Below are 14,414 nucleotides of genomic sequence, written 5' to 3'. Positions count from 1 at the left end.
AAATCCCCCCGCCCCTAAATCAGCCCCCCATGCCTTCGTCTGACAGTTACCGCTCGACTGCCAGGACATCGCTCGACATGAATGCTGAACAGACGCTCAAACTCGCTCGCCGCTTCATCGAACTCAGCCCCGACAAGCGCCGCCTGTTCCTCAAGGCGCTGCAGGGCGAGGGCATGGACTTCTCCGTGCTGCCGATCGCGCCAGGTGTCGAGGTCGACGAGCGTGACCAGCTGTCCTACGCGCAGCGGCGCATGTGGTTCCTCTGGCAGCTCGACCCCCAAGGCGCAGCCTATAACCTGCCCATGGCCGTGCGCCTGCATGGCCCGCTGAACCGGGTGGCCCTGCAGCACGCCTTCGATGCCCTGGTGGCCCGCCACGAAACCCTGCGCACCCGCTTCGTCGCCGACGGCGATGATGTGCGTCAGCAAGTCGATGCAGCCGCCGCCCCGCTGCAGTTGCGCCAGGACGGCTTGAGCGAGCTGGCCGAAGAGGCCCGCCATCACGCCCTCGAATCCATCGCCGAAGAAGAAGCCCTGGCCCCCTTCGACCTGGCCGCCGGCCCGCTGCTGCGCGTGCGCCTGCTGCAACTGGCAGAACAGGACCATGTGCTGCTGCTGACCCTGCACCATATCGTCGCCGATGGCTGGTCGATGAACGTGCTGATCGACGAGTTCCTGCACCTCTACGATGCCGCCGTGGCCGGCACCGAAGCCACACTCGAACCCTTGCCGATCCAGTACCGCGACTACGCCCTGTGGCAGCGCAGTTGGCTTCAGGCTGGCGAGCAGGACCGCCAGTTGGCGTACTGGCAGGCGCGCCTGGGCGACGATCACTCGCCGCTGGAGCTGCCACTGGACCGCGCCCGCAGCGGCCGGCCGAACTACCGCGGCGCGCGTCACGAATTCCCGATTGCCGCCGATGTCGCTGAACGCCTGCGCGGCCTGGCGCGTCGGCACAACGTCACCCTGTTCATGGTCCTGCTGGCAGCCTTCAAGCTGCTGCTGCAGCGCTATGGCGGGCAGAGCGCCGTCCGCGTCGGGGTGCCCATTGCCAACCGCAACCGTGCCGAAAGCCAGGGCCTGATCGGCTGCTTCATCAATACCCAGGTGCTGCACACCGAAATCGACCCACTGCTGGATATCGCCGGCCTGCTGCAGCGCGTGCGCGAAACCGCCGTGGGCGCGCAAAGCCACCAGGACCTGCCGTTCGAACAACTGGTCGAGGCCCTGGAGCTGCCGCGCAGCACCGAGAGCCCGCTGTTCCGGGTGCTGTTCAACCACCAGGCCCAGGTGGCGGATGTCGAAGCCATCAAGACCCGCTCCGGGCTGAGCCTGGCACCGATCACCCTGGAAAAGCACAGCGCCCGTTTCGACCTGGCACTCGATACCCACGAGCGGGCCGGCCAGCTGCATGCTGCCTTCACCTATGCCCTCGATGTGTTCGATGCGGCCACTGTCGAAGCCCTTGGCGAACAATGGCTGGCGCTGGTGCAGGCGCTGGCCGACGAGGCCCCCGGTGCGGTGGGCGAGTTGCCGTTGCCAGGCCTGGCCGCCACCCGGAATGCGCATGGGCAGGCCGCCGAGCCGTTGTTGGTCCACCAGCGCTTTGCCGAGGCTGCCCAGCGCCACCCCGAGCGCACCGCCGTGATGGCAGCAGGCGAGGCGGCCAGCTTTGCCGGGCTTGATGCCCGTGCCGAAGCCATCGCCGACAGGCTGGTCGAAGCTGGCGTGCAGCCGGACACCCTGGTCGGCGTGCTGGCCGACCGCAGCGTCGGCATGCTCGCCAGCATCCTCGGCGTGCTCAAGGCGGGCGGCGCCTACCTGCCACTGGAGCCCGAGCAACCGGCCGAACGCCTGGCCTACATGCTCGCCGACAGTGGCACCCGCCTGGTGCTGGCGCCCGGCAATTGGCAGGCAGCGCTGCCAGGTGGCGTCCATCGGCTGGCCTGGGAACACACCCAGGCCGCTCGTGAAAGCGCCCCACGGCGTGCCGTTGCAGCGGCCAACCTCGCCTACGTGATCTACACCTCCGGCACCACCGGCCAGCCCAAGGGCGTAGCAATCAGCCATGGCGCGTTGGGCAACTATGTCGAGGGCATCGCCGCGCGCCTGCCGATGAGCCAGATCCACAGCATGGCGCAGGTCTCGACCCCGGCTGCGGACCTCGGCCACACCATGCTGTTCGGCGCCCTGTGTGGCGGCCAGACCTTGCACCTGCTGCTGCGCGATCAGGTACTGGATGCCGAAGGCTTCGCGGCCTACCTGGCGCAGCACCAGGTGGATGCACTGAAAATCGTGCCCTCGCACCTGGAGGCCATGCTGGTCGCCGGCCGCTCGGCGCTGCCGGGGCAGTGCCTGGTGCTGGGCGGCGAAGCCATCAGCCCGGGCCTGCTCGGCAAGATCCGCGCGCTGGCGCCGGCACTCAAGGTGTTCAACCACTATGGCCCGACCGAGACCACGGTCGGCGTGCTGGTGGCCGAACTGGACAACCAGGCTTCGCTCGGCCAACCGCTGGCCAATGCACGCCTCAGCGTGCTCGACCGCTGCCTGCAGCCCTTGCCGGCCAAGGCCAAAGGCGAGCTGTACATCGGCGGGGCAGGCCTTGCCCGTGGCTACCTCGCCCGCCCGGCGTTGACCGCTGAGCGTTTTGTGCCCGACCCGAACGGTAATGGCGAGCGCTTGTACCGCAGCGGCGACTGGGTACGGCAGAGCGCTACCGGCGAGCTGCAGTTTGCCGGGCGCATGGACGGCCAGGTGAAGATCCGTGGCTACCGCGTGGAGCTGGCCGAAATCGAGAACCCGCTGCGTGGGCTGGAGGGCGTCGCCAATGCCCTGGTGCGGGTCCAGGGCCAGGCACCGGAGCTGCAACTAGCGGCCTGGCTGGTGCCCAGCCAGATGCCGGCAGACAGCCAGGCCTGGCAGGAGGCGATTCGCGCCACGCTCAAAGGGCTGCTGCCCGAGCACATGGTACCCACCCACCTGATGGTGCTGGAGCGCCTGCCGGTGACGGTCAACGGCAAGGTCGACATCAAGGCGCTGCCCGCGCCGGTCGCCACCCAGGTGGCCTACCAGGCGCCGGTAACCCCGTTGCAGGTGCAGCTGGCGCAGATCTGGGCCGAGGTGCTGCAGGTGCCGCAGGTGGGCCTGGGCGACAACTTCTTTGCCCTGGGTGGGCATTCGCTGCTGGCCACCCAGGCCGTGTCGCGGGTGCGCAAGCACCTGGGCCTGGACATCCCGCTGCGCACGCTGTTCGACACGCTCGACCTGCAGGCCTTTGCCCAGGCCGTGGCCGAGGGCGAGCAGGGCGCGGGCCTGGAGATCGAGATCCTCGACCGCCAGCAGCCGCTGCCGGTGTCCCGCTCGCAGAACCGCCAATGGCTGTTCTGGAAACTCAACCCGCAAAGCCTGGCCTACAACACACCGATGGCCGTGCGCATGCAAGGCGCCCTCGACCGCGCAGCCGTGCAGGCCGCGCTGGATGCGCTGGTGGCACGCCACGAATCACTGCGCACGGTGTTCGTCGAAGCCAACGGCTTGCCGTGGCAGCGCGTTCTGCCCGCCGCTTCGGTACCGATCGGCTTCGAAGACCTCAGCGGCCAGGACGAGGCCGCGCAGATGCGCAAGCTCGAAGCCGAAGCCTTTGCCACGTTCGACCTGGAGCACGGCCCGCTGCTGCGTGCGCGCCTGTTCAAGGTGCATGCGCACGAGCACCTGCTGTCGCTGACCTTGCACCACATCGTCTCTGACGGTTGGTCGATGAGCCTGCTGGTACGCGAGTTCGCTGCCGCCTACAACGCGGCTGCCAGCGGCCAGGCAAGGGCCATCGAGCCGCTGCCGGTGCAGTACGCCGACTTCGCCGCCTGGCAGCGCAAATGGCTGGCCGAGGGGCAGATGCAGGCACAGATCGACTATTGGAAGGCGCGCCTGGAGGACGATTTCGAAGTGCTCGAACTGCCCGCCGACCGTATTCGCCCGCCGGCCAAGAGCTACCAGGGCAGCCGCTTCGACCTGCGCCTGCCGTTGGCCCTCACCGAGCGCCTGCGGGCCCTGGCGGTGGCGTCCAATGCCACGCTGTTCCATGTGTTTCTGGCGGCCTACGCCATCGTGCTGTCGCGCTACAGCCGCAAGGACACGATCAACATCGGTGTCCCAGTGACCAACCGCAATCGCCTGGAGCTCGAAGGGCTGATCGGCTTCTTCATCAACGTGGTGGTGGCGCGGGTCGGCGTCGATGGCAGCCTGCCGTTCCCGCAGTTGCTGGCGGCGATCAAGGAAACCACCCTGCAGGCGCAGGCCAACAAGGACGTGCCGTTCCTGGAGGTTGCCGAGGCCCTGTACCCAGAGCGCGACCAGGGCGTGAACCCGTTCTTCCAGGTGCTCTACAACCATTTGCGCGACCTGGGCGAGCAGGTGTCCAGCGATGCCCTGCAGGGCCTCAAGGTCCGCGAAGTGGACTTGCTGGAGCCGGGCGCGCAGTACGACATCTCGCTCAATACCCTGGAGCGCTCCGACGGCGTGACCGCCTCGTTCAACTACTCCACCGACCTGTTCGATGCGCCGCGCATCGAGCGCATGGCCGGGCACTGGCAAGCGCTGCTCGAAGCCATCTGCGCCGAGCCGCAGCGCTGCATCGCCGAGCTGGACTTCCTGGGCGACGATGAGCGTCGCCAACTGACCCATGGCTGGAACCCCGCGCCAGCAGCCAGCAGCGGCCTGTGCGCGCACCAGTTGCTGGAGCGCCAGGCGCGTGCGCAGCCAGACGCCGTGGCACTGATCTTCGATGATCAGCAACTGAGCTATGCCGAGCTGGACCGCTGCAGCACCCAGTTGGCCCATCGCCTGCGTGCAATGGGCGTAGGCCCTGACTGCCTGGTGGGTGTGGCCGTCGAGCGTGGCCTGGGCATGGCGCTGGCGTTGATCGCCATCCACAAGGCCGGCGGTGCCTATGTGCCGCTGGACCCGGACTACCCGCAAGAGCGCCTGGCGTACATGGTCGAAGACAGCGGCATCGGCCTGCTGCTGGCCGATGCGCCGTCGTTGGCGCGTTTGCAATTGGACCCGCAGCTGCCTTGCCTGGTGCTCGAACCCGGCACCCAGTGGCTGCAGGCCTGGCCGGCCGAGCCGCTGCCTAACCTGGCGGCGCCGCACAACCTGGCCTACGTCATCTACACCTCGGGCTCCACCGGCATGCCCAAGGGCGTGGCCATCGACCACCATGCGCTGTCGGTGTTCTGCCAGGTGGCCGCCGACTACTCACGCCTGAGCCCGAGTGATCGCGTGCTGCAGTTCGCCACCTTCAGCTTCGACGGCTTTATCGAGCAGTTCTTCCCGCCGCTGGCGCAAGGCGCTTGCGTGGTGCTGCGCGACCTGCGGCTATGGGACACCGCCACCCTGCTGGACGAAATCAACCGCCACGGTGTGACCGTGGCCGACTTGCCCGCCGCCTACTGGCGCCTGCTGGCCCTGGAGCGTCGCGGGCCAGAGGCCTATGGCCGGCTCAAACAGATCCACGTTGGCGGTGAAGCGGTGCCGGAAGACGCCCTGCGCGCCTGGCTGGCCGATGGGCCGCCGGCGGTGCGTCTGCTGAACACCTACGGGCCGACCGAAGCGACCGTGGTGGCCACCACCTTCGACTGCTCGCAGATGACACCCGCGCAGATCAGCCAGGGCGGTGTACCGATTGGCCGAGCGCTGCCGGGCCGTACCCTGCACGCGCTGGACGATGGCCTGGCGCCGACCCCAGTGGGCGTCTCTGGCGAGCTGTTCATTGGCGGGGCAGGGTGCCTGGCGCGGGGTTACCACCAGCGCCCGTCGCTGACGGCCGAGCGCTTCATCCCCGACCCGTTCGACAGCGTGGGCGGTGGCCGCCTGTATCGTACCGGCGACCTGGGCTACTACGACCCACATGGGCAACTGGCCTATCGCGGGCGGGCTGACCACCAGGTCAAGGTGCGCGGTTTCCGCATTGAACTGGGCGAGATCGAGCAGTACCTGCGCGCGCACCCGGACGTTCGCGAGGCCACGGTACTGGCCATCGACCTGCCCAGCGGCAAGCAGCTGTGTGCCTATGCGGTACCTGCTGAAGGCGCCAGCGGCGATCTGCGCCAGGCCCTCAAGCAGTACCTCAAGGCCAGCCTGCCGGACTACATGATCCCGTCCTACCTGGTGACCCTGCCGAGCATGCCGCTGACCCCCAGCGGCAAGCTCGACCGCAAGGCGCTGCCATTGCCCGACCCCAGCCAGCCACAGCACGACTACCAAGCGCCGCAGACCGAACTGCAACAGCAATTGGCGCAGATCTGGGCGCAGTTGCTCAACCTCGGTCAGGTCGGCCTGAACGACAACTTCTTCGAACTCGGCGGCCACTCCCTGCTGGCGGCGCAAGCGGTATCGCGCATCAACGTGGAACTGGGCCTGGACATACCGCTGCGGCTGATCTTCGCCCACCCCGAGCTGCGCGCGTTCGCCCAGGCACTGGATGAACAAGGCCTGTCGCTGAGCGACGACGGCCTGAGCGATATCGAAAAAATGATGAACGAATTCACCGAGGCCTGACATGCAACTCACCCCCGCACAACGCATTGCCCAACGCTTCGTCAGCCTGCCTGTGGAGCAGCGTCAGCAGATCCTGGCGAAAATGCAGGCCACCGGGCAGAGCTTCCGCCTGCTGCCCATCGTGCCTGCACGCCAGGGCCTGGCGCGCATTCCCTTGTCGTTTGCCCAGCAGCGCCTGCTGTTTCTCTGGCAGTTGGAACCCGACAGCCCGGCCTATAACGTGCCGATGGCCGTGCGCCTCAAGGGCGCTCTGGAGCTAACGGTGCTGCAGCAGGCGCTGGATGCGCTGGTCAGCCGCCATGAGTCGCTGCGTACGCGCTTCGTTTCGGATGAAGGCGAGTTCCACCAGGAGATTCTCGGCGCCTGCCCGCTGGTGCTGGACGTGGTCGAGTTCCAGGCGGGCGACGATGAAGCCGCCTTGAGCGAAGCCGTCGATGCCGCGCTCAAGCAACCGTTCGACCTGCTGACCGGGCCGCTGATGCGGGTCACCCTGCTGCGCCTGAGTGCCGAGCACCACGTGCTGGCCCTGAGCATGCACCACATCATCTCCGACGGCTGGTCGAGCGACTTGCTGGTGCAGGAGTTCATCCAGCTGTACACCGCGCTGGCTGAAGGCCGCGAGGCGCAATTGCCGGCCCTGCCGATCCAGTACGCCGACTATGCGATCTGGCAGCGCGCCTGGCTCGAGGCCGGTGAGGCCCAGCGCCAGCTGGCGTATTGGCAGGCGCAACTGGGTGACGAGCAGCCGCTGCTGAGCCTGCCGCTGGACTTCGAACGGCCCGCCACGCCGAGCTACCGCGGCGCGGTGCTCAAACTGCAGATTGGCGCCGAGCAGGCCGATGCGTTGCGCAGCCAGGCGCGCAAGGGCGGGCACACGCTGTTCGTGCTGATGCTGGCGGCCATGGCGGTGGTGCTGTCGCGCTACAGCGGGCAGTCGGACATCCGCATCGGCGCGCCGAATGCGGGGCGTAACCGCAAGGAGCTGGAAGGCCTGATCGGCTTCTTCATCAACACCCAGGTGTTGCGCGTGCAGGTAGACGAACGCGCGACCTTCGCCGAGCTGCTGGAGCAGGTCAAGGACGTGATCGGCGGCGCCCAGTCGCACCAGGAACTGCCGTTCGAGCACCTGGTGGATGCCTTGCTGCCAGAGCGCAACCTGGCCCACAACCCGCTGTTCCAGTTCAAGATCAACCAGCACGTGGCGGCGGGCGACGCGTCGCGCAAGCGCCTGGGTGCGCTGGAGGTGGAAGGTTTTGCCCGTGAAGGTGGCGATGCGCGCTTCGACCTGGCGTTCGACTTCTCGGATAAACCCGATGGCATCGAGGGGTACTTCACCTACGCCACCGACTTGTTCGAACCCGCCACCATCCAGCGCCTCGCCGATTCGCTGCGGCGGGTGCTGGACGTGCTCAGCCATGCCCAGCAGCAGCCGATCGTCGACCATCTGGAGGTGGCGGCGCAGCAGCCGGCCGCAGCCAACGCCTACCCGCACCGCGACTTCCTCGCCCTGTGGCACCAGGCGATGGCGCAAGGGCAGGCCCAGGGCGGCGTGCGCGCTGGTGAGCGCTTCATGACCCAGGGCGGGCTGGACGCTGCGTCCAACCGCGTAGCCGACTACCTGCGCCAGCGTGGCGTCGGTGCCGGCAGTATCGTTGCCCTGTGCCTGCCGCGCTCCATCGATTGGGTCACGGCCTTGCTGGCGGTGCTCAAGACCGGCGCCGCCTACCTGCCGCTGGATACCCAGCAGCCGCAGGAGCGCCTGCAGCAGTTGGTCGTCGACAGCGGCGCCGCCGTGCTGTTGCATGAGCCTGGCGATACCCGCTTCGCTGGCCTCGACGGCTTGCAGGCGGTTGCCTGCGAGCCCTCGACGTGGGCGGCCTGCAGCGACAGCCCGGTGGCGGTCGCGGTCAGCCCTGAGCAGCCGGCTTATCTGATCTACACCTCGGGTTCGACCGGCCAGCCCAAAGGCGTGGTGGTCAGCCACGGGGCATTGGCCAGCTATATCCAGGCTGTGCTCGAACGCCTGCAACTGCCGGCCGGGGCGAGCATGGCCATGGTGTCCACCACCGCCGCCGACCTTGGCCACACCGTACTGTTCGGTGCCCTGGCCTCGGGCCGCTTGCTGCATTTGCTACCGCAGGAACTGGCCTTCGACCCGGATGGTTTCGCCAGCTACATGGCGCAGCATCAGGTGGGCGTGGTGAAACTGGTGCCAAGCCACCTGCAGGGCCTGCTGCAGGCTGCCCGCGCCGCCGATGTGCTGCCTGCTGCAGCACTGATTCTGGGCGGTGAAGCGTGCCCTTGGAGCCTGCTGGAAAAAATCCGCGCATTGCGCCCCGAATGCCGCGTCATCAACCACTACGGCCCGACCGAGACCACGGTCGGCGTGCTCACCTTCGAACCCGACCAGCGCCTGGCCAACTGCCGCACGGTGCCGGTCGGTCGCCCGCTGGGCAATGCCTGCGCCGAAGTGCTCGATGGCTACCTCAACCCGCTGGCGCCGCAGGTGGTCGGCGAGCTCTACCTGGGTGGCCAGGGCGTTGCCCAGGGTTACCTGGGCCAGCCCGCGCTGACGGCCGAACGCTTCGTGCCGGCGGCCGATGGCGCCCGCCTGTACCGCACCGGCGACCGGGCGCGGTTGAGCGCTGAAGGCCTGGTGGAATTTATCGGGCGTGCCGATGACCAGGTGAAAATCCGTGGCTATCGCGTCGAACCGGGTGAAATCGGTCGCGTGCTCGCCGGGCTGCCCGATGTCAGCGACGCCGTGGTCCTGGCATTGCCGCTGGAAGGCGATGCCGAGCGCCTGCAACTGGTGGCCTACGTGGTGGCCGAAGCAGGCGTGACCGTGCCGCAGTTGCAGGCGCAATTGCAGGCCCGCTTGCCCGACTACATGGTGCCTGCGCAGGTGCTGTTGCTAGAGCGTCTGCCGCTGACCGCCAACGGCAAGCTCGACAAGCGCGCCTTGCCGGCGCCGGGCGCGGTAAGCCGTGGTTACGTGGCGCCTGAAGGCGACATCGAGGAGAAGCTGGCCGCGGTATGGGCCGACGTGCTCAAGCTGGAACGCGTGGGCAGCAGCGACAACTTCTTCGAGCTGGGCGGCGATTCGATCCTCAGCCTGCAGATCATCGCCCGGGCCAAGCGCCAGGGCATCAAGATCACCCCCAAGCAGCTGTTCGAACAGCAGACCGTCGGCCAACTGGCCCAGGTCGCCAAGCGCATCGAAGCCAAGCAGCCGGCAGCCGCAGCCCCGGTGGACAGCGCTGTCAGCGGTGAAGTGGTGCTGCTGCCCGCGCAGGCGCGCTTCTTCGAGATGGACATCGCCCAGCCAGGGCACTGGAACCAGTCGGTGCTGTTGAAACCTGCCCAGCGCGTGCAGGTGGAACACCTGGAGTCGGCCCTGCGTGCGGTGCTGGAGCAGCACGATGCCTTGCGCTTGCGCTTCAGCCGCCAGAACGGCCAGTGGCAGGCCCGCTTCCAGGCCCTGGACAGTGCGCCGCTGGTGCGCCAGCGCAGCCTCGCAGCGCTGGGCGAACTGGACGCCGCTGGCACCGAGGTGCAGGCCAGCTTGAACCTTGAGCAAGGCCCGCTGCTGCGTGCCGAACTGTTCGACCTCGCCGATGGCCAGCAGCGCTTGCTGTTGGTCATTCACCACCTGGTGGTGGACGGCGTGTCCTGGCGGGTGCTGCTCGAAGACCTGCAAGAGGCTTATCAGCAACGCCTGAAAGGTCAGCCGGTAAGCCTGCCAGCCAAGACCTGCTCGGTGAAAACCTGGGCCGAGCGGCTGGTTGCGCATGCCAGCAGCTCGGCGCTGCAGGCACAGGGCGACTACTGGCTGCAGGTGCTGCAAGGCAGCCCGGCAGAACTGCCGCGTGACAACCCACAGGGCAGCCTGGGCAACCAGCACGCCCGCACTGCTGCGTCGCGCCTGGATGCCGCGCGTACCGCGCAGTTGCTGAAGCAGGCCCCCGCTGCCTATCGCACGCAGATCAACGACCTGCTGCTGACCGCGCTGGCGCGCACGCTGTGCCAGTGGAGCGCGCAGGATGAGGTGCTGGTGCAACTGGAAGGCCATGGCCGCGAAGACCTGTTCGACGACCTTGACCTCAGCCGCACGGTCGGCTGGTTCACCAGCCTGTTCCCGGTACGTCTGGCCCCTGGCCAGGCCGTTGGCGAGTCGATCAAGGCGATCAAGGAGCAACTGCGCGCCGTACCGGACAAAGGCATCGGCTATGGCCTGCTGCGCTACCTGGGCGATGCCCAGACCCGCGAGCGGCTCAGCGGCGCCGCGCAGGCACGCGTCACCTTCAACTACCTGGGCCAGTTCGACGGCAGTTTCACCGCCGACGACGCGGCATCGTTCAGCCCTAGCGGCGAAAGCGCCGGCCGCACCCAATGCGCCGGTGCGCAGTTGGGCAACTGGCTGAGCATCACCGGCCAGGTGTACGGCGGCGAGCTGTTCCTGGAGTGGACCTACAGCGAAGACGTCTACCGCCCGGAAACCATCCAGCACCTGGCCCAGGCCTACGAGCAGGCGTTGGCCGAGCTGGTCGAGCATTGCTGCCAGGCTCAGCACCAGGGCGTGACGCCGTCGGACTTCCCGCTGGCGGCACTCACCCAGGCTCAGCTGGACAGCTTGCCGCTGGCCCCGGGGCAGATCGCCGATGTCTACCCGCTGTCGCCGATGCAGCAGGGCATGCTGTTCCACACCCTGTACGACCAGCAGGCCGGCAACTACATCAACCAGTTGCGAGTCGATGTCGAAGGGCTGGATGTGCAGCGCTTCAAGCAGGCCTGGCAGGCCGCGCTCGATGCCCATGACATCCTGCGCAGCGGGTTCGTGCTGCAGGGCGAGCTGGAGCAGGCGGTGCAAGTGGTGCGCAAGTCGGTAGCGTTGCCGTGCAGCGAGCATGACTGGCGTGGCCAGCCGGCGCTGGAAGCCGCCTTGCAGGCCTTGGCCGAGGGCGAGCGCCAGCGCCGGTTCGAACTGGCCGAGGCGCCGCTGCTGCGGCTGGCCTTGGTGCGCACGGGCGAGGCGCGCCACCACCTGATCTACACCAACCACCATATCCTGATGGATGGCTGGAGCACCTCGCGTTTGCTGGGCGAAGTGCTGCAACGTTACGCGGGGCTGGCGCCACAGGCCCAAGCCACGCATTACCGCGACTATATCGCCTGGCTGCAAGGCCAGGACACAGCGGTTGCCGAAAGCTTCTGGAAGGCCCAGCTGGCCGGGCTCGACGAGCCGACCCGGCTGGCCCAGGCCATTGCCGGTAGCGCGGGGGTTGCAGGCACCGGCTACGGTGATCATCGCCTGGCCTTCGATGCGGAGCAGACGGCGCGCATCGAAGCCTTTGCCCGCGCCAACCGGGTCACCGTCAATACCCTGGTGCAATCGGCCTGGCTGCTGCTGTTGCAGCGCTGCACTGGCCAGGCCAGCGTGTGCTTCGGCGCCACGGTAGCGGGTCGCCCGGCAGACCTGGCTGGGGTCGAAGAGCAGATCGGCCTGTTCATCAACACCCTGCCGGTGATCGGCGCACCCCGTGCCGAACAGACCGTGGCCGAATGGATTGGCCAGGTGCAGGCCAGCAACCTGGCCGTGCGCGAGTTCGAGCACACCCCGCTGTATGACGTGCAGCGCTGGGCAGGGCAGGGCGGTGATGCGCTGTTCGACAGCATCCTGGTGTTCGAGAACTACCCGGTGTCCGAGGCCTTGCAGCAAGGCGCGCCTGGCGGGTTGCGCTTTGGCGACGTGGCCGTGCAGGAGCAGACCAACTACCCGCTGACCCTGGTGGTGGAACTGGGCGCGACCCTGTCGATGCACTACAGCCACGACCGTGCGCTGTGGAGCGACGAGGCCATTGGCCGACTGGCGGGTTGCTTCGCCAACGTGCTGCAGGCGCTGGTTGCCAATGCGCAGGCAGTGGTCGGCGAGCTGCCGATGCTGGGCCTGCAAGAACAGCAACTGATGGTCGAGCGCTGGAACGACACCCAAGCGGCGTACCCGGATCAGCGCAGCATCCATTCGCTGATCGAAGCCCAGGCGTTCGCCACCCCACACGCCCCGGCACTGGTGTTTGGCGAGCAGACCCTGAGCTATGCCGAGCTCAATGGCCAAGCCAACCAGCTGGCGCACAAGCTGCGTGAACTGGGCGTTGGCCCGGACGTGCTGGTGGGCATCGCCATGCAGCGCAGCCTGGAGATGGTCATCGGCCTGCTGGGCATCGTCAAAGCTGGCGGCGCCTACGTGCCGCTGGACCCGGAGTACCCGCAAGACCGCCTGAGCTACATGTTCGCCGACAGTGGCATCGCCTTGCTGCTGACCCAGTCGCACCTGCGCGATGCCTTGCCGATCCCGGCCGGCCTGCGCAGCCTGGACCTGGACACCGAGCAGCTCGGTGCTTACAGCGACGCCAACCCGAACATCGACGTGGCGCCGCTGAACCTCGCCTACGTGATCTACACCTCCGGCTCCACCGGCCGCCCGAAAGGCGCCGGCAACAGCCATCAGGCGCTGGTCAACCGCCTGTGGTGGATGCAGAAGGCCTACGGCCTGGATGCCAGCGACAACGTGCTGCAGAAGACCCCGTTCAGCTTCGACGTGTCGGTGTGGGAGTTCTTCTGGCCGCTGATGACCGGCGCCCGTCTGGTCATGGCCCAGCCAGGTGCCCACCGCGACCCGCAACTGCTGGTCGACACCATCAACCAGTACGCCATCAGCACCTTGCACTTCGTGCCGTCGATGCTGCAGGCGTTCATGACCCATGAAGCAGTCGAGAGCTGTGTCAGCCTCAAGCGCGTGGTTTGCAGCGGTGAAGCGTTGCCTGCCGAGCTGGCCCGCCAGACCCTGCAGCGCCTGCCAGCGGCCGGCCTGTACAACCTGTACGGCCCGACCGAAGCTGCCATCGACGTCACTCACTGGACCTGCCAGCCGGACGAAAGCATCAGCGTGCCGATCGGCCAGCCGATCGACAACCTCAAGGCCCACATCCTCGAAGGCAGCCTGCAACCTGCGGTACGCGGCAGTGCCGGCGAGCTGTACCTGGGTGGCGTGGGCCTGGCCCGTGGTTACCACCAGCGCCCAGCGCTGACTGCCGAACGCTTCGTGCCAGACCCGTTCAGCGACAACGGCGGGCGTCTGTACCGCACCGGTGACCTGGCACGTTACGACGCCGACGGCGTGATCGACTACGCCGGGCGTATCGACCACCAGGTGAAGATCCGCGGTTTGCGTATCGAACTGGGTGAAATCGAAGCGCGCCTGCTGGAGCTGCCGAGTGTGCAGGAGGCAGTGGTACTGGCCCAGGACGGTCCGAGCGGCAAGCAGTTGGTGGGTTATGTGGTACCGGCCGACAGCACGCAAGACGAGGGCGCACTGCGCGAAAGCCTGCGGGAGGCGCTGAAGGTCGGCCTGCCGGATTACATGGTGCCTGCGCATCTGCTGCTGCTCGGCAAACTGCCAGTGACACCGAACGGCAAGCTGGACCGCAAGGCTTTGCCGCAACCGGATGCCAGTTTGCTGCAAGGCGAGTACGTGGCGCCGCAGAGCGAGCTGGAACAGCAGATCGCGACGATCTGGGCGGATGTGCTGAAGCTGGAGAGGGTCGGGTTGACCGACAATTTCTTCGCGCTGGGCGGTCACTCCCTGCTGGCCACCTCGGTGATCGTTCGCATACAGGAGCAAGCCGGTGTTTTGGCCGAACTGAAAGAACTCTTCGAGTTCCCTGTACTGGCCGACTTCAGTCGTCAGCTCGAAGGTAAGGCGCCAGTCGTCGACACCACCCAGGACCAATTGGCCAAGTCGCTAGCATTACTCGAAAGCTTGAGCACGGAGGAGCTCGATGAGCTGATTTCCTAGTCTTT

General features: G+C 67.3%; 2 protein-coding genes. Both read left to right on the top strand.

Translation table 11 applies throughout. The annotated features are described in order from the left end of the window. Nucleotides 1–77: 77 nt before the first annotated feature. Nucleotides 78–6,554, top strand: coding sequence for a non-ribosomal peptide synthetase (locus HU766_RS14815; RefSeq protein ID WP_186658191.1), 6,477 nt, complete (start codon nt 78–80; stop codon nt 6,552–6,554). A 1-nt stretch (nt 6,555) separates the two neighbouring features. After that, nucleotides 6,556–14,409 (top strand): non-ribosomal peptide synthetase, encoded by a 7,854-nt coding sequence (locus tag HU766_RS14810; protein WP_186658181.1) that lies wholly within the window; start codon nt 6,556–6,558, stop codon nt 14,407–14,409. Nucleotides 14,410–14,414: the final 5 nt, after the last annotated feature.

It is taken from the genome of Pseudomonas sp. SWRI77, from assembly GCF_014269105.1.
GTDB classification, from domain to species: domain Bacteria; phylum Pseudomonadota; class Gammaproteobacteria; order Pseudomonadales; family Pseudomonadaceae; genus Aquipseudomonas; species Aquipseudomonas capeferrum.
The sequence above is the reverse complement of the archived record's forward strand: the minus strand, read 5'-3'. Positions and strand labels throughout refer to the sequence as shown.

Coding starts and splice junctions, on each gene's coding strand:
- HU766_RS14815 (WP_186658191.1), top strand. CDS start 78: ATGAATGCTGAACAGACGCTCAAACTCGCTCGCCGCTTCATCGAACTC.
- HU766_RS14810 (WP_186658181.1), top strand. CDS start 6,556: ATGCAACTCACCCCCGCACAACGCATTGCCCAACGCTTCGTCAGCCTG.